This window comes from Desulfitobacterium sp. THU1 (assembly GCF_038181555.1).
Taxonomy (GTDB): Bacteria; Bacillota; Desulfitobacteriia; order Desulfitobacteriales; family Desulfitobacteriaceae; genus Desulfitobacterium.
This window is the reverse complement of sequence record NZ_JBBWUA010000003.1, coordinates 273,894-295,201: the sequence shown is the minus strand read 5'-3', so window position 1 is coordinate 295,201 and position 21,308 is coordinate 273,894. Positions and strand designations below refer to the sequence as shown.

The 21,308-nt window shown below is 45.5% G+C and carries 17 protein-coding genes and 1 riboswitch; of the genes, 16 read left to right on the top strand and 1 reads right to left on the bottom strand.

Annotated elements, in window-relative coordinates:
• Position 1 precedes the first annotated feature (1 nt).
• From AAC978_RS05120 to AAC978_RS05070, 11 genes are all read left to right on the top strand, one after another.
• Entirely contained in the window at positions 2 to 541 is a 540-nt protein-coding gene (locus AAC978_RS05120) for a GNAT family N-acetyltransferase (RefSeq protein ID WP_341546934.1), read from the top strand.
• A gap of 37 nt (positions 542 to 578) precedes the next feature.
• A riboswitch (TPP riboswitch) is annotated at positions 579 to 677 on the top strand.
• An 85-nt stretch (positions 678 to 762) separates the two neighbouring features.
• Positions 763 to 1,599, top strand: a complete 837-nt coding sequence (thiM, locus tag AAC978_RS05115; protein ID WP_341546933.1) for a hydroxyethylthiazole kinase — start codon at positions 763 to 765, stop codon at positions 1,597 to 1,599.
• Positions 1,600 to 1,649: 50 nt separating this feature from the next.
• Positions 1,650 to 2,366 carry a thiamine phosphate synthase gene (locus tag AAC978_RS05110; protein ID WP_341546932.1) on the top strand — a complete coding sequence of 239 codons (717 nt, stop codon included), beginning with the start codon at positions 1,650 to 1,652 and terminating at the stop codon, positions 2,364 to 2,366.
• 18 nt (positions 2,367 to 2,384) lie between these two features.
• Positions 2,385 to 3,044: an HAD family hydrolase gene (locus AAC978_RS05105; protein WP_341546931.1), complete on the top strand. Its 660-nt coding sequence runs from the start codon at positions 2,385 to 2,387 to the stop codon at positions 3,042 to 3,044.
• Between the two features lie 90 nt (positions 3,045 to 3,134).
• A complete protein-coding gene (thiD, locus tag AAC978_RS05100; RefSeq protein ID WP_341546930.1) occupies positions 3,135 to 3,929 on the top strand; it encodes a bifunctional hydroxymethylpyrimidine kinase/phosphomethylpyrimidine kinase in 795 nt (264 codons plus the stop codon).
• Between the two features lie 661 nt (positions 3,930 to 4,590).
• Entirely contained in the window at positions 4,591 to 7,857 is a 3,267-nt protein-coding gene (locus AAC978_RS05095) for a cell wall-binding repeat-containing protein (protein WP_341546929.1), read from the top strand.
• 306 nt (positions 7,858 to 8,163) lie between these two features.
• Positions 8,164 to 9,048 (top strand): DUF3102 domain-containing protein, encoded by an 885-nt coding sequence (locus AAC978_RS05090; protein ID WP_341546928.1) that lies wholly within the window; start codon positions 8,164 to 8,166, stop codon positions 9,046 to 9,048.
• An 83-nt stretch (positions 9,049 to 9,131) separates the two neighbouring features.
• Positions 9,132 to 9,356, top strand: coding sequence for a DUF1659 domain-containing protein (locus AAC978_RS05085; RefSeq protein WP_341546927.1), 225 nt, complete (start codon positions 9,132 to 9,134; stop codon positions 9,354 to 9,356).
• 39 nt (positions 9,357 to 9,395) lie between these two features.
• Positions 9,396 to 9,635 carry a DUF2922 domain-containing protein gene (locus tag AAC978_RS05080; RefSeq protein WP_341546926.1) on the top strand — a complete coding sequence of 80 codons (240 nt, stop codon included), beginning with the start codon at positions 9,396 to 9,398 and terminating at the stop codon, positions 9,633 to 9,635.
• Positions 9,636 to 9,925: 290 nt separating this feature from the next.
• Positions 9,926 to 10,717: a MerR family transcriptional regulator gene (locus tag AAC978_RS05075; protein WP_341546925.1), complete on the top strand. Its 792-nt coding sequence runs from the start codon at positions 9,926 to 9,928 to the stop codon at positions 10,715 to 10,717.
• A gap of 319 nt (positions 10,718 to 11,036) precedes the next feature.
• On the top strand, positions 11,037 to 12,992 hold the full coding sequence (locus tag AAC978_RS05070) for a sensor histidine kinase (protein ID WP_341546924.1): 1,956 nt from the start codon (positions 11,037 to 11,039) through the stop codon (positions 12,990 to 12,992).
• 18 nt (positions 12,993 to 13,010) lie between these two features.
• Here the strand turns inward: AAC978_RS05070 and AAC978_RS05065 are convergent, their stop codons facing one another.
• Positions 13,011 to 13,697, bottom strand: coding sequence for a response regulator transcription factor (locus tag AAC978_RS05065; RefSeq protein WP_341546923.1), 687 nt, complete (start codon positions 13,695 to 13,697; stop codon positions 13,011 to 13,013).
• Between the two features lie 177 nt (positions 13,698 to 13,874).
• On the opposite strand from AAC978_RS05065, the gene AAC978_RS05060 reads away from it, so the two are divergent.
• From AAC978_RS05060 to AAC978_RS05040, 5 genes are all read left to right on the top strand, one after another.
• Positions 13,875 to 14,123, top strand: coding sequence for a hypothetical protein (locus tag AAC978_RS05060; protein WP_341546922.1), 249 nt, complete (start codon positions 13,875 to 13,877; stop codon positions 14,121 to 14,123).
• A 14-nt stretch (positions 14,124 to 14,137) separates the two neighbouring features.
• On the top strand, positions 14,138 to 16,600 hold the full coding sequence (locus AAC978_RS05055; protein WP_341546921.1) for a hypothetical protein: 2,463 nt from the start codon (positions 14,138 to 14,140) through the stop codon (positions 16,598 to 16,600).
• Positions 16,516 to 18,312, top strand: a complete 1,797-nt coding sequence (locus AAC978_RS05050) for a cell wall-binding repeat-containing protein (RefSeq protein ID WP_341546947.1) — start codon at positions 16,516 to 16,518, stop codon at positions 18,310 to 18,312. Before AAC978_RS05055 ends, AAC978_RS05050 begins: the two co-directional genes overlap by 85 nt.
• 342 nt (positions 18,313 to 18,654) lie before the next feature.
• Positions 18,655 to 19,929, top strand: a complete 1,275-nt coding sequence (locus AAC978_RS05045) for a 4Fe-4S dicluster domain-containing protein (RefSeq protein WP_341546920.1) — start codon at positions 18,655 to 18,657, stop codon at positions 19,927 to 19,929.
• Positions 19,930 to 20,202: 273 nt separating this feature from the next.
• Positions 20,203 to 21,264: an FAD-binding protein gene (locus tag AAC978_RS05040; RefSeq protein ID WP_341546919.1), complete on the top strand. Its 1,062-nt coding sequence runs from the start codon at positions 20,203 to 20,205 to the stop codon at positions 21,262 to 21,264.
• Positions 21,265 to 21,308 lie beyond the last annotated feature (44 nt).

The following is a 21,308-nucleotide window of genomic DNA, read 5'->3' as shown; positions in this document are numbered from 1 at the left end:
GATGGGCGCATGTGCATTTCATTGCCTGGAAGGTAAAGATATCTACTTTAAATCATTAAAGATTGAAGATGCTCAAGAAATTCATGCTTACACATCAGATCAGGAGGTTTCCAAGTTTATTGGCTGGCCTTTAATGAATACCTTGGATGAAACTCGTGAGCACATCGCAACGATGTTAAAACGTGAGTCGGCCGGGACTCATTTTTATGCGTCCATTGCCCTGAAATCAAATCAAATCATTATTGGAACCGCGATGATTTTTAATATTGATCGAATAGCGAACCATGCGGAGATTGGCTATGTATTGCACAAAAAATATTGGGGTAAGGGATATGGCACAGAGAGCGTTGCATTAATCAGTGCTTTTGCCTTTGAAGCCCTTAATCTTCATAAACTTTGTGCCAGTGTAGTGGATGCAAATATTGGTTCTGCCCGCATACTTGAAAAGAATGGGTACGAATTAGAGGGAAGACTAAAGGACCACTATTTCTTAGAAAAGAAGTATTATAACGCCTTGCTTTTTGGCAAAATCAAAGCTTGACACGTTAGGAAGCAAGCGATACGATGTAAAGAACAAAATATTTTTGCAGGGGGACTCTTACGAGTTGAGAAGGTAAAACCTGACCCTTTGAACCTGTCAGTTAATACTGTCGTAGGGAAGCTATTCATTATGATCAATTATTAAGTGCTTTCCTTACAAGGGAGAGCACTTTTTTAGTTTCATAGTACAGAAAGCAAGAAAATCCTGAAAGGAAAATGCACATGATAAATAAAGAGGACATTAAACACCAAATTATTGAGGCAGTTGAAACGGTAAGACGAACAAATCCTATGGCAGGATCAATCACCAACACTGTAACGATCAATTTTGTGGCTAATGCCCAGCTTGCTGTTGGGGGATCGGCAGCTATGGTTTATCTGCCTGATGAGGGCGAATTTCTAGCCAAAGCTGGTGGAGCAACCTACATAAACGTGGGTACTCTTTTTCCGATCTATGCGGAGACTTTACCTCACTTAGCCAAGGTTTTGCATGATACGGGGAAACCTTGGGTGCTAGATCCGGTGGCCATCGGTATAGGTTCACTCAGAACTCAGCTGTTACTGCAGTTTAAAGAGTATAAACCCTCTGTGATCAGAGGAAATGCTTCGGAAATTATAGCTTTGGCTGGATTGTGGGGTTTGGACGGCGGTACAGGTGTATCCAATGTCCGTGGTGTTGACTCTACGGATTCAGTCAGTGCCGCCAAGGCTGCGGCTGTCTCGTTAGCCAAGTGGACGGGCGGGGCTGTTGCCGTATCGGGTAAAACGGATTGTGTAACTGACGGTGACCTCATAGCCTACTCTCAAGGAGGGTCCGACTTCATGGAGAAAATTACAGGGTCAGGCTGTTCCTTAGGTGGAGTCGTTGCGGTTTATGCAGCAGCCACCTCACCGTTTATCGCAGCGCTTACTGCTACTGCGGTTTACAATTTAGCAGGAAAACGGGCTGAACATAAGGTGGATGGCCCTGGAAGTTTTCAGATACAGTTCCTCGATGAACTGTATAAAGCTTCCGCAGCGGATATCGCAAACAATCCGCTGGAGATTGAAGAGGCGTAATTTGTGCGCACCAAAGTTGATAAAATAGAAGTGATTCTAGGAGGACAAAAATGAGTATTAGAGAAAAACTCGATATATCGGCTTACTTAGTGGTGGGCCCTGAAAATACAAAAGGACGACCCGCTGCGCCAATCATTCAAGCTGCTGTTGAGGCCGGATTTACCTGTGTGCAAATCCGTTCAAAGATAGCCTCGGCTCGAGAATTGATTGAGTTAACTCGTCAGGCCGCGGAGGTCATCGCTCAAGCCGGCAAGTCAGATGAAGTAGCGCTGCTGGTGGACGACCGCCTTGATGTTATCTTAGCTGCAAGAAAACAAGGTGTAAAAGTTGATGGTATCCACGTCGGACAATCCGATATCCCAGTGGAAGTTTGCCGGGAATACTTGGGCGAGGATTCAATTGTTGGCTTATCAGCTAGAACCGATGAACTATTCGACTATATTGAGACTGCAGATGTTTCTCGGATTGACTATTTCGGTGCCGGACCGCTGCATGAAACCATGACGAAGCCAGATTGTGGGCTCGATCAGGATGGAAAAGTGGTCACTCGAAGTTTTGCAGATATTGCAAAGCTTGCCAAACTCAGTCCGATTCCTGTGGTAGTTGGTGGCGGAGTTAAGCTTGTGGATATCCCTCAGCTTGCCCAAACCGGAGTCCATGGTTTCTTTGTCGTTACCGCTGTGTCTGAGGATGATGATCCACATTTGGCGGCTGCTGATCTTGTTAAAACTTGGAAACTCTATGCCTTAGTTGAGCATAAGAATTAACCGAAAAATAGGTGAACAATGATTAAGGGAGCAATTTTCGACTTAGACGGAACCCTTCTGGACTCTATGCCCATCTGGGATAAGGCTGGGGAAGTGTTTTTGCATAATCTGGGGATAGAGGCGGAACCCGATCTTGCAAAAGTCATGTACTCCATGAGCATGACTGAAGGGGCGGAGTTTTTAAAGGAAAGATACTGTCTGGACATGGATGTAGAGGCAATCATAACGGGAATCAACCATACTATTGAAGATTTCTATTTTTATCAGGTCCAATTAAAAGAAGGTGTGGAGCAGTTCCTAAAAGATATGCAGCAGGCTGGCATCAAAATGGCCGTAGCAACATCTTGTGACAGGCAGGTTTTTGCAAGAGCCCTGGAAAGGCTGAATGTGATCAATCGTTTTGACGGGATATTTACATGTACTGAAATAGGCTCCGGCAAAGAAAAGCCGGATATCTACCTTGCTGCAGCGAAGCATATGGGAACCCTTCCGATGGATACATGGGTTTTCGAAGATGCACTGTTCGCCCTTAAGTCGGCAAAAGATACCGGCTTTAGGACAGTGGGAGTATTTGATGCTTCCAACCATGCAAACATAGAAAAAATTAAAAGAACCAGCGACATTTACCTAGAAAAGCTAAATGATTTCAATGTTTTCTTGGTCAAAGCATCTTCCTAAAAGATGTTTTATGCGGCAGATTGGGGGCACCACCTTCTGTCGCTCTATCAAAATTAATGCGAAGCTGGAAACAGCGGAATGGAGAAAATAGTGAAAACAGCATTAACAATCGCTGGAAGCGATTCCAGCGGAGGCGCCGGCATCCAGGCAGATATTAAGACAATGACCGCAAATGGTGTATATGCCATGAGTGCGGTTACTGCTCTTACTGCACAGAATACGACCGGCGTTACAGGGATCATGGAGGTTACTCCAGAATTTTTAGGCCAACAGTTGGACAGTATTTTTACAGATATCTATCCGGATGCAGTGAAGATTGGTATGGTTTCATCGGTCGGACTGATTGAAATCATAGCAGAGAAGCTTAAATTTTATCATGCGCAAAACATTGTTGTCGATCCTGTCATGATTTCCACCAGTGGTTCAAAGCTTCTTCAGGATGATGCGATAGCAACCTTGAAAAATCTTTTGCTTCCTCAGGCAATTTTATTGACACCTAATATTCCAGAGGCATCTGTCCTATCTGGAATATCTATTGTCAATGAAGAGGACATGATCAAAGCGGCAGAAATAATCAGCAAGGAATATGGATGTGCTGTTCTATGCAAGGGTGGTCACAGCATAAACGACGCCAATGATTTATTGTATAGAAATCATGAGTATAGATGGTTCAGAGGGGAGAAAATTGACAATACGAACACTCATGGAACCGGCTGTACTTTATCCAGTGCCATTGCTTCCAATCTTGCCAAGGGCATAGATTTGGAAACTTCCATTCAATTAGCGAAGGAATATATTTCAGGTGCCTTGAGGGCTATGCTTGATCTTGGGAAAGGAAGCGGACCCCTTAACCACGTTTGGCATATCTACTCAGAGAAAGAATAACATTTTGCTAAATCATTGAGTGGAGAAATTATAGTGGAAAATCAAGATTATCAGTAACAATTAGGTGGGTACACCTTAATGCGACATCTTTTAAAGCCTATATCAAGGTATCGGACTTCTGGCCAAAACTTGACCGATCGCTAAAAGCAATTGGTACCGGCTGCCAAATACGGACTTGATACAGGGTGACTATATTTGTGAAATAAAGAACAATATTCCCCGAATAGTTCTTAATGATTCGGAATATTTACTATGCAACACCGGCAACTACTTCCGAAATATACCCTGTTACCGAGGGGATATCAGATTGATGCGGCATAATTTTCATATCCAAGGGTATTGCTTCTTGACTCTTACATTTCAGGACAAAAAAGATGCAATTCAAGCCGTGGACCTTTGGGAAGAATTTCTTATGCTATATTAATGGTAAGCTGGTTTACATTGATCATCATCATAAGCATGTAGCGAGTTGATGCCGTCATGGGATAAGGACGGAGTAATTAGTACTAGCGCTTTTTAACCTTATGGTTTGATAGCACTGACCTGCGCTAAGGAGGGGGATGAATTGAATCAACCTAGTGGAGCACTCAAGGAATACATGGAGCTATCATGCGATTTGAGAGAAGTATCAACAGTGAACTAAGAAAGGGCGGACTAGAGTATGAAACAAAATCAATTTGTTAGAAAATTGGCAGTGGTTATCTTGTTATTTGCCATAATGTTCATGGTTCCCACGGTTTCGGTAAGCGCGGCATCAATCTCTTATGCAACGGATGTTGTATCGAGTGGGCTTAACACGGCAGTCAATGTCGTCGAAGGTCCTGATGACAAGCTCTATATTGCTGAGTATGGCGGCAATAAGGTTGTTAAGGTAGATAAGAATGGGCAAAACCAGACAACTGTTGTAACAGGCTTAAACCAACCGATTGGAATGGTCTTTGATAACACCGGCAACTTATATATAGCAGAGCATGGTGGTGGGAAAATCAATAGAATTGATCCAGGCGGGACAAAAACCCCCATAATATCGGGAATGAACTTATTCACTTCTCTGGTTATAGACAGTCATAACAAATTATATGCCGTAAATTATACTTCAGGAAAAATATTAAAAATGGACCTAGATGGCTCTAACATTGAGGACTTTGCAATAAATCTTGGTACAAATTCAATTATTGGAATGACCGTAGATGCCGATGATAATCTGTATGTTTCGGATCGTTCAGGCTGTAAAATCAGAAAAATTGATCCAACGGGTGCAGTAACTGACTTTATAATAGGTTTAAATACACCAACATGGGTGACATTGGGGCAAGACGGATATCTTTATGTTTCTATAGGAACAAAAATAATAGAAAAATATGATACTAGTGGAAATAAGGTTGGATCTTTTCAGACTCCAACAAATATCAATTTTCCTTGGGGAACTTATATTGATCAAACAGGATGTATTTATTTTACAACTCTGGGCTCTGGTTGTGGAAAAATTATCGGTACAGCAGGAACAACCAGTAAGACAAGTATCGAATTATTGTTAAATACCCGGTTGTCTGCAGGAGAGGCCGACCCAACGGCATTTACGGTCAGTGGTATAGCGTCAAACCCAGTGGTAACAGCTGTGGCTACTACAGGGTCGAGTATTCAGCTAAATTTAAGCGCTAATATAGCATATACCGACACGAACATAAAAGTGAATTATGCAAAAACAGGGACTAATAATTTAACCGCTTTAGGTACAGCTGCAGAGCTTGATAATATCACCAACATGCCAATCCTAAATAACAGTTTAGGGGTTGTTTATAATGGCAACGGCAATACAGGAGGAGCAGTACCGACAGATGCCACAGGTTATAATAATGGGGATAGTGTTACGGTATTGGACAATACGGGTAATTTGGTGAAGGCAGGTTACACTTTTGCAGGCTGGAATACGGGAGCTAATGGGATTGGCACTTCCTACAGCAGCGGTAACACCTTTGTCATAGGTAGTAGCAGTGTGACACTACACGCTCAGTGGAGGTATGCCATCACCCTCGACACCAACGGCGGCAACGCCCTTACTCCGTCTGCTTTGACAACAGGCGTGGATGGCAAGCTTACCGGTCTGCCAGTTCCCACCCGCAGCGGCTATTCCTTTAGTGGTTGGTTTACAGCAGCCAGCGACGGCACGGCGGTAACCACCGACACCGAATTTAACGCCAATACTAACATTTATGCTCAGTGGAGGTACCTTGGTGATTCAGGGGGATCTGACGGAGAAGATTCACCGACTCCGGTATTTACTGCTCCAAACATTGTCACAGGGGAAGTGATTGACAGTAAAACAGGAGCTGCGGTCAAGGGGATTAATGCCCAGTTAAGTACAGCGGAAGATGGAACAACAGTTGTACAGGTAAAATCTCAGGAGGCCATCATTTTCAAACAGCATGACGGAACGCAAAACTCCTTTAGCGATGTAAGCAAGCTTGGATTCACTTCGTTGGTCAACAAGGATGCTATAATCACGATGAAAACAGATGGCACCATCGAAATCAGCAACCTAGCCAGTAATACGCAATCTCAGTTTGCTGTATATTTTGATCTGGGAAATAATCAAAGAATATCCATAGGTACCATCGAAGTAAAGGTTGGCAGTAATGGACAAGTTACAAGTCTTACCAGTACATTGATCGATCCCTACGGCACCATCATTGATGCGACCACGGGTGAGAAGATTATCGGCGCTTATGTCACCTTATACTATGCCGACACAGACAGAAACAAACAGAATGGCAACACGGCCAATGCCCGTGTAGATTTGCCTATTCTCGAAGATTTTAAACCAAGTAATAACAAAAATCCACAGTTCAGCGACCAAGCAGGTTTTTATGCTTTCATGGTCTTTCCCAATGCCGATTATTATCTTGTCGCAACTAAAGAAGGCTATGAAGATTATAAAAGCATGACCATTTCCGTAGAACAGGAAATCGTTAAATGGGATTTTAAAATGAATAAGCCATTAACTGGGCTGCAAAGACTCGCAGGAGATAATCGAGTGGATACCGCGCTTGCTATAGCGAAAGCCAATAATACCACCAAAGTCCAAAATGTCGTTCTAACCACAGCGAAGAACTATCCGGATGCTTTAGCAGGTAGCGTTTTGGCTTACAAGCTGAATGCACCAATCCTGTTGGTCGACAGTAGTCAGAACGGACAGAAAAAGATAATGAATTATCTTATAGCAAACCTTGACACATCAGGCACGGTTTATATCCTTGGTGGAACAGGTGCAGTTGATCAAAAAGTTGAAGATCAAATCGCTGCTGCCGGATTTATGAAGATTACACGCATCAGTGGTAAGGACCGCAGTGAGACCGCTTTAAAGATCGCTGAACAATTACAAGTTCCCACAGGAAGACCCATTATTTTGGTGAATGAAGGGAGCTATGCCGATGCCTTAAGCATCAGCAGTAGCGCAGCAGCCGGAGATAGCCCGATTCTCTTAGTGGGAAAAGACAAAATAAGTGATGCAGTCAGACAAAAGATAACCGAAATAAATCCTATTAAAGTGTATATCGTTGGCGGTGAAGGGGTGATCAGTGCACAAGTTGCCGATCAAGTGGCAGAGATAACGGGATTGACCTCGAGCAATATTATCCGACTGGGAGGAGAAAATCGTTATGCCACATCCTTGGCTGTTGCTAAACACTTCAGCCTATCCGGTCAAAGTGTATGTCTTGCTACAGGTAAGAACTTCCCTGATGCATTGGCAGGTGGTGTGTTCGCCGCAAACTACAATGCCCCTATCCTTTTAGTCGGTGATACTATTGGCAATGAGATCATCAACTATTTGAAAACTAGGCAAATGGTGGGTGGGGTTATTTTCGGTGGCGAAGGGGTATTGGATAAGAAGATCGAACAAGAGCTCTCCTCATTGATTCGTAAGTAGATAGAGTCATGCGCTACTAATGATGAAAAAACTGAAGTGAACATAAAGTAGGAGGACATCGTAGATACAATTACACCTATTCCGAAGCCAGAGAAAAAGCGAACAGAATGAGCATAGAAAATAGCAGGTTAAGTCGTTAATTACGGCTCGGCCTGCTATTGTGGCATTTATTCAGGAAGCTGTTTTAGTTCTTTGACGATGTTTAGAAACTCCGCGTTATCAGGCGCAGATCCGATAACCTCACACTCCATTCTCCGTCGGCATATTCTGTCATGAGACGAATTAGGGAAAGCCGGGGGGAATGTTGTGAATGATTTAGTGACGGAACGGACAACCATGGTTATCGCGGCTGAAATCAATATGGTTACCCACCAAACCAGAAAAATCCTGCTGGCCAGCGCCATTGAAATTGGCCGCCGTCTGAAGGAAGCGAAGGGCTTGGTTAAGCATGGGGAATGGGGTAAGTGGCTGGAAGAGTCCGTAAGCTATTCTCAGAGTACTGCCTGCAGACTGATAAAGATCTATGAAGAGTATGGGTCAAGCCTCCTGGACGGGTCGGGTATGTCAAATTTTGCACCAGTGCCAAATTTGACTTATACCCAAGCTGTCCTCCTCTTAGCTTTACCGGAAGGAGATCGGGAGGAATTCATTGCTCAGAACGATGTGGCCGGGATGACGAAAGAGGAGCTGCAGCAGGCCCTGAAGGACAGGGACTTGGCTAAGCGGGAGAGTGTGCAAGCCCTTCAGGAAAATGAAGTCCTTAAAAAAGGCCTGGAAATAATCGACAGCGCTCTCTCTGAAGTCAAAAAGGAACAGGCCAAAGCCCCGCTAGAGCCTCCCGGACATCCGGAAAAAGTCCAAGAAGAGGCCCGAGAAGGAGCGCCTGCTGCTGCTGCCCATCCCTCACTCGTCAATACCCTCTTGGATAATAATATGAACTTACCGACTCACAATCTCCCCACGGAAATCGACCCTAACGCTGCCGCTAAGTATGTGGAACGCTGTGACACCTGCTGTAAAACCATCAGCACTGCCTTCTTCGATTTGACTACGGCCCTTACCAATCTGACTTATCTTGATGGGGAGCTGAAAGAGGAAAAAAGAAAAGGGGCTCAGAAGCTGCTTGATTCCATAGCTGAGACGATTAAGGAGTGGCCTCCAGCCAAAAAGCCCCCAAAAATTAGGCGTTAATTGCGGAACCCTTCGCTGGACAAAGCCATAGTATGATTGTAGGACAGCTGAGTCTGTCACTTTGGGCGAAAGGGGATGATTTTATGCCAGTTATTGCGACACCGTCCAGTGCAGCTTTGGTCTTGGTTTATCAGACCGGCCTCAGCCCCACCGGCGCTCCGATCACCAAGCAACGAGCCCTGACTAATATTGTTTACAATGTTTCTGAACAAGCTGCCTACGAGATGGCTCACGCCATCTTTGATCTTTCGGAGTACACCCTCCTGGACGTCTACACTCGCAAAACCGAGGAATTGATCAACGAGTAGTAAGACCAGTATAAACTCGAGCGAAAGGAGGTGCTTCATTTGGCTGTGACCACGAACAGAGCAGCAAGGCTATCCTTCACAACCAGTCTAGGGAAAACGTTCACGATAATCGTACCCCAGCCGCGTGAGGATATCCAATTAGCTGAAGCCATGAGCGTCATGAACTCACTGATTGCCAGCGAGATATTTCTTACGGCCCACGGTACCCTTACTGGCGTAAGGGATATAAAGGTCATCGACACAACAACCGATGACCTTTATGATCCGCCGCAAGGATAAGCAGCAGTGTCAGTTTAAATGATGAAGGTGGGGAGCGGGCGAAGAAATGCAGCATTTGTCGACGGCCTCGCCCCTGCCTTATCTTTTACTGGGCACTGTTAATACTATGATATGAAAGCTTTCTTCAGTTTGAGCTATGTAAAACTATTTTCTGCCCTCGTTTTTCATGGTATGGTTAATGTCGGTAGGAGCAAAGCCATTTGAGCACGCTTAAGAAATAATAATTAATTGGTCGACACTTGACTCTCCTCTTAGGGGATAGACTACGATAAATATGTGGAGGTGAGGAAATGCTAAAAATTGGTGAATTTTCAAAGCTTTGTATGTTGACAGTCAAGGCTTTACGCTTTTATGAAAAAGAAGGACTACTTGTACCGACGGAGGTTGATGAGTGGACAGGGTACCGTTATTATGAAACCACCCAGTTGGAAACGGCAGCAACAATAAAAGCGCTCAGGCAACTGGATTTTTCGGTGGATGAGGTTAAGGCCTATCTAGAGGGACAACAAATAAAAGAAATATTGGTGGCTAAGGAAGCAGAACTAAAGCAAAGACTATACGACATTTCCCATCAACTCTCCATAATAAAGTATTTATCGGAGGAAAAAGAAATGAAGTATCAAGCAGTTGTTAAAGAAATTCCCGAGTGTGTAGTTTACAGCGAGGAGCGCGTACTTAAAGATTATTCCGAGATGTCTATGCTTGTTTTAGGTTCGGCAACAGAATGCCGTAGGCTGAATCCTAACCTTGAATGTACAAAACCAGATTACGGATTTTGTGAATATCTTGACGGAGAGCATAAAGAAACCAATATTCTAACCAGGTATTCGCAAGCAGTTACTAAGGCTGGAGTAGAAAATGAAAGAGTTAAGTTTCGTACACTGCCGACAACAAAAGCTATCTGCATTTATCATAAAGGAGCTTATGACTTGCTGGGAGAGGCCTACGCCTATATTATGAAGTATGCAAATGAGAATGGTTACAAGGTAAATGGATTGGCTCGTGAATGCTACATTGATGGGGTGTGGAACAAGGATGATGTCAATGAATGGCTGACAGAAATACAGCTGCCCATCGAGTAAGGAGGCAGTAACAATGTGCCTTGGCGTGAAAGGATGATGCCTTCACGTCTTTTTTTTCACTAGCAATTACGCCCAAAATATGACATAATATTAGAAAATTTACATTCTTTAAGCATAAGCCCAACTTTACGCGCATCAGCAGCAAGAACGAAAGAAGGGCTACACGGGAACGCGCGTCATGGTATCAAGGTGTATGATAAGTCTATAGATAGGGAGAACGAGACTTAGAGGGGCGGTAGGTATCGGCAGGTAGCAATCGATCAGAAGGGAGGCATCGCCTATCAAAGGGTTCATTTCTAAGCATAAACTTCTCTTTATTTTGCTGGCGGCGCTTCTCACTTCGGCAGTACTGACGGCACTTGCCAGTCTGGACTGGCGAACAGGAGAGAAGCAAAAAATCATCACCCTCACCGAGCAAAATGGTGTGTATGACTTGAACGGTATCCCAGATTTTGAAAAAGCTGTTGTCAGGCTTAGCCCCGGCAGCGGCTACTACCCTAATACCTATCTTTCGCCAAGGGATGCGGATTCCGCTGTACCGGAAAGCACAAACCGCTTTGAAGAAATCCGAGCGGACTACCTCTCCCAGCGGTTTATTTTAAAAGTTCCGGCAAGCAACGGCGTGTATGCAATGAACTTTACCTTATCCGGTCGCCATGCCATGCGGGTCTATGTAAACGGTGAACTCGCCGCCCAGAGCGGACAAAACGGTACCACCAAGCAAGATACAGTGGTTTGGGAAAACAACATTACCTTTCACGGAGCTGCGGTAAATGGTGAAATGGACATACTCCTCTACAGCGCGCAATTTTATCATGACAAGCGTGGAGCATCCCTTGCAGAGCTGACTATAGGCAAAAGCGCAACGACAGTTGATCCCTATTTATTTGAGAAAATAAAGGGAGTCGCCGTGATGGGCGCGTTTTTATGCGCAGCAGTATTGCTGCTAGGTATTTATCTGATCCTCTCCCGCACAAGAGCAACTTTGTATTTCGCCCTGGCCTGTATCGTTATGGCATTAAGGGAATGCCTCCAAACACAGGCTTGGGTTTATTTCGCCATCCCCGGAAACCTATCCTTTATGCTGGAATATTTGAGTGTGGTGCTGGTGACCGTTTTCCTTTCACTATACCTAGGGCAGTATGCTGTCGGGAGGTTTTTTCGGATTATTCTCTATACGGCTCTTCTCGGTTCTTGTGTCTACGGTGTCTGTATACTCCTTGGGGATTCGATTTTTTATACCTCAATATTAAAATATTATCAGCTCTTGCTTGTGGCGTGTATTGTTCCGGGGATTGCGGTTCTGTTCTGGAATATGCGTAATCCCAGCAAGGAGCAGGGCGCTGCTATGTATGGCATAGCAGTTTTTTACCTTGCCGTAGTGTCTGATATTTTAATGTACAGCGATATTTTTGGTGATGGGCCGAATACGCCTGTCGCTGAAGCCGCTATGCTGGTGTTCGTACTGGCGCAAACGGTGTCTCTCTTCCAAATGAATAACCGGGTGTTAGGAGAAGCCAAAGAAGCGGAGCAAAAGCTGGAAGCGGAGAAAATAGCTTTGGAAAGCCTAAACCGGCTGAAAACCGAGTTTTTGGGCAATGTCTCCCATGAACTAAAAACGCCACTAACGGTGATGTCCGGCTATGCGCAGACTACAAAGCAGCTTGCGGGGAAGCCGGATACGTTGGATGGCGGTGAGGTATCCCGCAGGATGACGCTGATCTCCTCTGAGGCGGAACGACTTTCCCTAATGGTAGGTCAAATTCTGGATGTTACCCGCATGGAGGAAGGGCGTATGGTTATGGAGCCGGTGCGTTGCTATGTAGATGAAATCATCCATACTGCCGTGGAAACCCATTACCCCATCCTCAATAAAAACCAGAACCGGTTGGACATCCGCATCGAAAGCGGTCTGCCCGCCGTCCATGCCGACCCTGCGCGCATTTCCCAGGTCATCGTCAACTTGATTTCCAATGCAGTACGCTTCACAACAGAAGGCGTGATCGCTATATCTGCAAAAAAGGAAAATGCTCACATTCTGGTCTGTGTGGCGGATACCGGCGTGGGAATGGAGGCGCAGCGCCTGCTCCATAGCTTTGAGCGCTACAGTAAAAAAGAAAAATCTGGGGTTGGTCAGGATACCGGCACCGGACTTGGGCTATATATTTGCAAGCATATAGTGGAGCAGCATGGCGGTGAGATATGGATCGAAAGCGAGGAAGGGCACGGCACCTCGGTGTATTTCACCCTGACTGTCTATAAAGAGGATTTTTAAGCATGCCTTATATAAAGTCTAATATCGTACCTTGCTGAAGACGTATTCGTTTCTGCCGGAGCTTACCAGCTCAAACCAGCCACCATCATCCAATTTTAGCTTCTTGCGCAGGTTGGCCACATGGGTTTTGATGCTTCCGGAAGCACCGGCGGAGGCCTCACCCCAAGCACGGCGATAGATTTCTTCACAGCTGAGCCGCCGACCTGCAAACAAGGCAAAGCACCCAAGAAGCTGTAGTTCTTTTTGCGTCAGAGGAATGCGTTCCCCAGCTAGGGATGCTTCCCCGGATAAGAAATCAACAACCAGCGGAGCAAGCTCAATCTTTCCAGCGGTCATGATGCCGGCCCTGCGTAGCTGTGCCGCCACTCGCGCGCTGAGTATATTTAAATCATAGGGCTTGGTGACATAATCGTCCCCGCCCTGTAAAAGACCCTTTACCACGCTCTCATTTTCGTCCCTGCAAGTCAGGAAGATGATGGGGGCGTTTGTTTTTTGCCGAAGCTCGGCGCAGAAGTCAAAGCCGGAGCCGTCCGGCATCATCACATCCAGCAAAATCAAATCCGGGGCGTGTTCCTCCAGCAGAAACCGTGCCTTGGCAAGGGTGTCTGCACAGACGGCTTCATAGCCCTTGCCCACAAAATATTCCCGGTTGATTTCCAGCACATCAGTTTCATCTTCTATAATAAGGAGCTTAATTTTTTTCATCCTATCTCCTCCATTCTATTGTATCATTTTACCATATTTTACAAGACTAAGAAACGAAAAAAGGTTTTTATTAAACGGTTAAGATTTCTTAACCCTTCGCATAGAGAAAGAATTTTCTGATAGCCTTGGATTATGCCGGGGTATGACAAGAGGCGCGGATGAAATGAGGTGACTATCATGCTGCAAATAACCCGGGTGGACATCGTCGACGGACAGACGCTGGACATTGAACTAAGTAATGGTCATCTGATTCTCTTCGACACCCAGCGTCTGCCAAAAGCAGACCATAGCTATGACAGCCTGCGGGAACTGAACGCTCTGCCCCGCCCGAGCACCGACGGTCAGAATATCTTCTGGCGGGACGGTCCCCGGATTGCGCTTCAGGAAATACTTGGATGGCTGTCGACACAAATCGATCTGAAATAAGGAGGAATGAGCAGATGAGAACAAAACGAGCAAGCAAAACACTGGCCTTGTTTTTGGCAGTGTGCATGGCAATGACGATGCTGCCGACAGCAGTCTTTGCCGAGGCGGACGGTGACATCACCACTTTTATAGAACTACAGAATGCCCTGAGCAGCACTACGCCTAATCCCAACATCACGCTTGGCAACGACATTAGCCTAGGCGGAGGCATCACACTGGGAGCTAACCACACACTGAACACGAATGGCAAAATCCTCAGTACGGATAATCAATGCATGATCACAAAAGATTACACGCTGACTATTAACGGCGGCGGTAGGGTTAATATTCCAAATGGCGCTGATCACCCCGGAATCAAAAGCACACCTTCCAGCAGTGAAGAACCCTTTTATGGTACGCTGAACCTTGAGAACGTCACCATAAACCTGACGAATGGAAAAGATGGCCGCGGCTTAGAAGGCATAAGCATCAACGTGGGCACCGATGCCACGATCAATCTGAATTCTAATAAAAATGAGCATATTATTCTGAACGACAATAATACCCTCACAATCAATAGCGGCGGCACGGTTAATCTCACTAATTTTAGAGAATCGGGCATTTTAAACGACGGTACCGTCCACATGAATGGCGGCACATTAAACCTCGGTGCGACTTCAGGTGGTCATAGCAGTCTTAGATGCGATAGCGATAGCCTATTAAAATACACCTCCGGCACACTGACCGCGGATGCGGGCGGCACAATTGGCCTTGAACTAGGTGCAAGGGTCGAGGGTCTAGGCGGCAGGCTGAAAGACAGAAACACGGACTTTACCGCAGCTGGGGAGGTTACAGTAGGAGGCCCCGATGCAGTAGCCTCCGCTAACGGCCTGACAAAAGGAATATATATCTATAATAGCACCAGCAACAAGTTTGAGAAAAGCGCAATCGAAATTACAACAGAGCCGCAAAACGTCACCGTCACACAGGGGGCGATTACAGGTAGCTTGACAGTGGCCGCGACGACCACCAATGGCAACCCGATTAGCTATCAGTGGTATAATGGTGACACTTTCATTCCGATTGACGGTGAACCGGGTTCCAGTTTTTCCATCCCAACCGATTTGGAGGCAGGAACTTATCATTATTACTGTGTACTAAACGCTGAAGGCTGTATGAATGTGTCAACAGATCCGGCGACCGTAACGGTGAATCCACCGGGCGGTACTCCCACCTACACCGCCACGCTGAATATACAGCTTGACGGTGCGCCGTCTGGTCTCTTTGTGGGTGACTTTACGCTTAAGCTCGCTGGCAACGAATCTACCATTGCTGCCATGACCGGAATGGGCGCGACAAGGACAGCGAGCGTTCAAAGCGGCACGTGGAAGGTGTATTTTGATGACGCTGATACCGGCGTAACCATCTCAGTCAGCAGCGCCCCCGCCAGCGCGACACTGGACTGGATTTCGGTAAACTCTGGAATCATCCCAAAGGGTACGGCTACAGGCGGAAAAATCAACGTAAATGGATATGATTACTCTCAGCTTGCTTTCTTAAAAGGCGATACGCTAACGTTCACCGCCAGCGGCGCGGGTGCTGCCAGCTACACCTACGCATGGAGCGGTACGCATAACGGAAGTGCAATCAGTGGCACGGGCAACACCTATACGATAGATTCCGTGCAGGGCAAGGTGGAAATCGCTTGCACCATAACGGGTAGCACCACAACCAACACCTATCTTAATGTGCTTGATACGCCCGTTACTGATGCCAACAAGGACAGCATCACTGGTCAGGGCATTAGCGGCGGTGTAAGTTACGACCCAGCCACCAAGATACTGACCCTTAATAACGCGGTCATCACTCCCTCCTCATTTGTTATTGAAGCCATATATGCGGAAGATGACCTGACTGTCAAGCTTGTGGGCCAAAACCAGATAGGCACGGCGCCAAACAACCCGGCGAATAGTGCTGAATACAGTCTGCAAATGGGTATCGCCAGCAGCAAATCCCTTTCTCTCACAGGCGAAGGTAGCCTGACCATATATGACTCTATCACAGGCATTTTTGGAGTTGAGAATCTCACAATAGATATTGGCGGCATCCTTATCGTAGCGGAATATGGAAATGAGGGTCTAGCCTGCTGCTTGAAAACAAATGGCGTACTCACCATCGAAAAAGGCAATCTGAACTTAACTTCATATAATTCTAAGGGCTTGCAAGGCGGCAGCATCGTAATTAATGGCGGCGTTATCACCGCTCAGACCCAGGCACATCCGGTCACTTCGCTTTCAGTAAGGAGCCTTCCTTCGGCAGTGCCTATGCGCACCGGGTATACGCCGGGGAGAACTCATCCACGGCTGTGGAAGTACCAAGCCCTGTCTCGGCAACCTTCACCGCCAGCAAATATGTGCGGATACAGCCGGAGGGTGCGCAAATTCATACGATTTCCTTTGATACAAACGGCGGCAATGCTCTCTACCCCGGTACCCTGACCACCAGCGCAGAGGGTAAGTTATCTGTTCTTCCTATTCCGACACGCTCTGGCAGCTACCGTTTTGAAGGTTGGTTCACAGCGGCAAGTAGCGGCACGAAGGTAACGACGAGCACTGTGTTTAACACTAACAGCACCATTTATGCTCACTGGACCTATCAGGGCGGCGGAAGTGGCGGAGGAGGCGGAGGCACTCCCTCTGTACCAACCCCTGAACCAGGCCAAACCATTAGTGACCAAAGCATCACCACTACCGATAATGGAACCAAAGTCGATCTCACCCAAGGGGGAACAAAGCTTACCCTGGAACAAACCGCAAGCATAATCAGTTCCAATCAAAATCAACCGGTCCAAATTCAAGGCCAAGGCTTTACCATCACCTTCCCTAAAGGTTCCATGAGTGAAGTTCCCGGTCAAAGCACCTATGATTTCGGTCTGGAAATTACAACTCTAACAGGGCAATCCGGCAGTGTAGCTCAAGGGCAAAATCAACAGGCCCAAGCTATGTTAGCTCTTGCTGACGGCAGCGGAGTAATGGCCCTAAGCTTTAAGCACAGCGGACCCCTTCCCGGCACCGCCTCTATTGAGATCAATGTAGGGAAAGAATATACCGGGCAGACTCTTTATTATTACTATTACAATCCAAACACCAAGGCGCTGGAATTCCGACAAGCTGCTCAAGTAGACGAAAGCGGCAAGCTTATCATCACCCAGGATCGCTGCTCGGATTATCTTCTCAGCACAACCTTATTAGGCATAGAAGCTAAGGATCGAATCTGGGGACAGAACCGTTATCTCACGGCCGTCAATATTGCTAAGGAATATTTTAAAGAAGGAGCTTCCACAGTAATTCTAGCCCGGGGAGATTCCTCTGTTGATGCTTTACCGGCAGTTCCTTTAGCAAAACACTATAATGCTCCTCTCCTTTTAACTCCTTCCGCTAAATTACCGGGAGAAGTTTTAGAACAGATTAAGGCTCTTAAGGCCCAGAAGGTAGTTCTAATCGGAGGCACTGGGGCTATCTCTACAGAAATTGCTGAAGTGCTCAAAGAAAAAGGTTTAGAGGTAGAAAGAATATCTGGAATCAACCGTTATGAAACAGCTTATGAAATCGCTAAAAAATTAAACTCAGTTGGAGTAAACAAGGAAAAACCCACCGCCATTTTAGTAAATGGCAACAGAGCAGAAGCAACTTATGCCGATGCCTTGTCTATCTCCCCTTGGGCAGGGTATAATGGTATTCCCATTCTCTATGGTGACAGTACAAATAGTTCTCTTCCCAAAGCCACAGCCCGAAGCTTCAAGGAGCTGGGAATTACCAAAACAATTTTAATTGGAGGAGTAGATGTCTTACCGGCGGGTTTGGAGAAGAGTATTCCCAACCCTGAGCGCTATAGTGGCGCAGATCGCTTTGCTACCAATGCCGCAATCCTAAAAGGTCTGCAGGAAAAGCCTGTTAATGTTTACGCCGTAACAGGGCTGGATTATGCCGATGCTTTAGCAGTTGCAGCAGTTGCAGCCTGGGATAATAGCTGGCTTATCTTAACGGGAGCCAAAGGAACTTCGGAACAAGTTCAAAACGGCCTGACAAAGGAACAACAACAGCTTCTCTCCGAACAAAAAGGCCTACTCCAATACTTACGTGTCTTCGGCGGTCAATCAGCTATTACGGATGAAACCCTAGCCTACCTGAAGGCTTTAGTCGGAAAGTAGATCGAATAATGATCTATGTAAACAATAAACAGGTTCTTTTGGCTTGTGATAATCCTGTATATGTAAAAAACCGGAAGAGATAAAAGAACAAATACGGGATGCTAAGGTCAGTTATCCTTGTAAGGGTGCAAAGGCATATTATATTCGCCAAGATCAAAATACTGAAAGGCAACCTGGATGCACTAATTAAAATACCAAAAACCTTTCCGAAACATTTTAGTAGGAAAGGTTTTTGTTTGAAGGAATTAATTTTGGCGATGAAGTATAATATGAGATGTAGAAAATGCTGAAACTGTACTCAAATAGCTTTGACAATTGTAACTTGTACTGGAAGGTGAATTCATGGGACATATCACAAGTAAAGATGCCTATAAAAATCTGGAGGAAAGAATCAATTGGTTTACCCAAGGGGCTCCACCATCGGCGAGCCTGTATAATATTTTGCAAGTTCTCTATACGGAGACGGAAGCCCAACGGGTCGCGCTCCTGCCGGTTCGTCCCTTTACGGCCCAAAAGGCCGCCGAAATATGGAATATCAGTGAAAGGCAAGCCGAAGCTTTTTTAGAGCAGCTTTGTCAGAAGGCGCTGCTGTTGGACTCACTGCATAACGGGGTGCGTCAATTTGTCATGCCCCCACCCATGGCCGGGTTTATCGAATTTGCCTTAATGCGTACCAGAGGGGACATCGATCAGAAATATCTAAGTGAATTGTATTATCAGTACATGAATGTGGAAGAAGATTTTGTTAAGGATTTATTTTTCGCAACAGAGACACGCCTGGGACGAGTTTATGTGCAGGAGCCGGTTTTAACCAGTAAGAACACCATTCATATACTGGATTATGAAAGAGCAAGCCATATTATCGAAGAGGCCACCCATATCGGCCTGGGACTGTGTTATTGCCGGCATAAGATGTCCCATAAAGACCAACCCTGCGCTATCGATGCTCCTTGGGATGTGTGCCTCACGCTGGGAAATGTGGCCCGTTCCCTTGCCGAGCATGGGCAGCATGCCAGATTGATTGATAAGCAAGAAGCGCTGGATGTCTTGGAACGCTCTTATGCAGCTAATCTGGTGCAAATGGGCGAAAATGTGCGTGAAGATCCAGCATTTATATGCAATTGCTGCGGTTGTTGTTGTGAAGCCTTGCAAGCAGCGAGAAAATTCAGCCCCATGCAACCCGTGGCTACAACAAATTACATACCGAAAATTTTGGAAGAATGCATAGGCTGTGGTAAATGTGCAAAGGTATGTCCGGTCTTGGCCATTTCCATGTCCAACAACACCGAGGGTAAGAAGGTAGCCCTGGTGGATCAAGAAATATGTCTTGGTTGTGGTGTTTGTGTGCGCAATTGTCCCAAGCATGCTATTGAACTAGTGCGACGAGAGGTCCAAATCATTACGCCAGTGAATAGTACCCATCGCTTTGTGCTGCAAGCCATCGAGAAAGGAACCCTCCAGAATCTAATCTTTGATAACCAGGCCTTTGCCAATCATCGTGCCATGGCCGCAGTCCTGGGAGTTATTCTTAAATTACCCCCTTTAAAGCAGATGCTGGCCAGTAAACAGTTTAAATCCATCTATTTGGATAAATTGCTGTCTACTAAGAGTAAATAATGATGACATCCCAATTTGTTAGTTATTAAGAAATTACCGTCACCTTTGAGCAGGGGCGGTTATTTCTTTTTGGTCGGGACTAATACCGTAAGCGTACCACCCCCTTATTGAAAAGGAAGGGCATATTAAATGGTAATAAATATTTATTGAATATCGATAAATAATCAGCTATGATAATCATGAATATAGAGGGGTGGGTTTATGAAACAGGGAACGACTCTTTTTTTGCCTAACAGAGCTTAGGACTAAGAACAATTACTTACGAGGTAGATTATGTATGATATTGTTATTGTAGGTGCGGGCCCAGCAGGGGCTAACCTTGGGCGATTAATTGGAAATAAGTATAAGGTTTTATTGCTAGATAAACGGGATCTGGCAAATGAGAATCCCCAAAACTTCACCAGTAAATGTTGCGGCGGACTTTTGGCTCCTGATGCGCAGAAAATGATTGCCCAGCTGGGCTTAGGGATACCGAAGGATATCCTTGTTGATCCACAGCTTTTTGCGGTAAGGACCATTGATTTAACTAATAACCTGGAAAGACTGTATCAGCGATTCTATTACAATATGGATCGGGAAAAATTTGATCATTGGTTAGTTTCTCTACTTCCGGCAGGTGTTGATAAGAAGTTTAACTCCCTCTTTAAAAACTATGCGAAAATACCCGGAGGATATGAAGTCAGATATGTTCATAAGGGCGAAGAAAAATCTGTAAAGACCAAGGTAATTGTAGGTGCCGATGGAGCCCTTTCGCGGTTAAGAAAGTCTATTGGTAAAGGCATAGATAGTCCTGAGGAGTACATTTCGATTCAGCAATGGTTTAAATCACCAGGTGATTTATCCTATTTCACTGCGATTTTTGATGAAGAGATTAGTGATTTTTATGCTTGGATAATACCCAAGGATGATAATCTCATTTTAGGAGCGGCCCTAAGACCCCGGGCGAATACCAGAGAAAAGTATGAAAGATTAAAGATTAGATTACAAGACTATGGCTTTAATTTTGGTCGCCAACTAAAGACAGAGGGTGCATTCATCTATAGGCCTAGGGAGGTATCCCAATTGTACGTAGGAAGGGATGGGATAGCTCTGGTTGGAGAAGCTGCCGGAGCAATTAGCCCTAGCTCTGCCGAAGGAATCAGCTACGCCTTAAAAAGCTCTTTATACCTAGCCCAAAGTCTTGAGGATGGCTTAGATGGGTTCTTGGATAGATATATGCAGAAGGTAAAGGAAATTAAACTAAATTTACTGCTTAAGAATTTAAAGTCGCCGGCTATGTATAATCCGTTTTTGCGTAAGCTGGCGATGCAATCAGGTCTGCGAAGCATTAAATAGTTGCGACATCTTTTTCTGGTATTAAGGGAATCTTAAGATTTTCA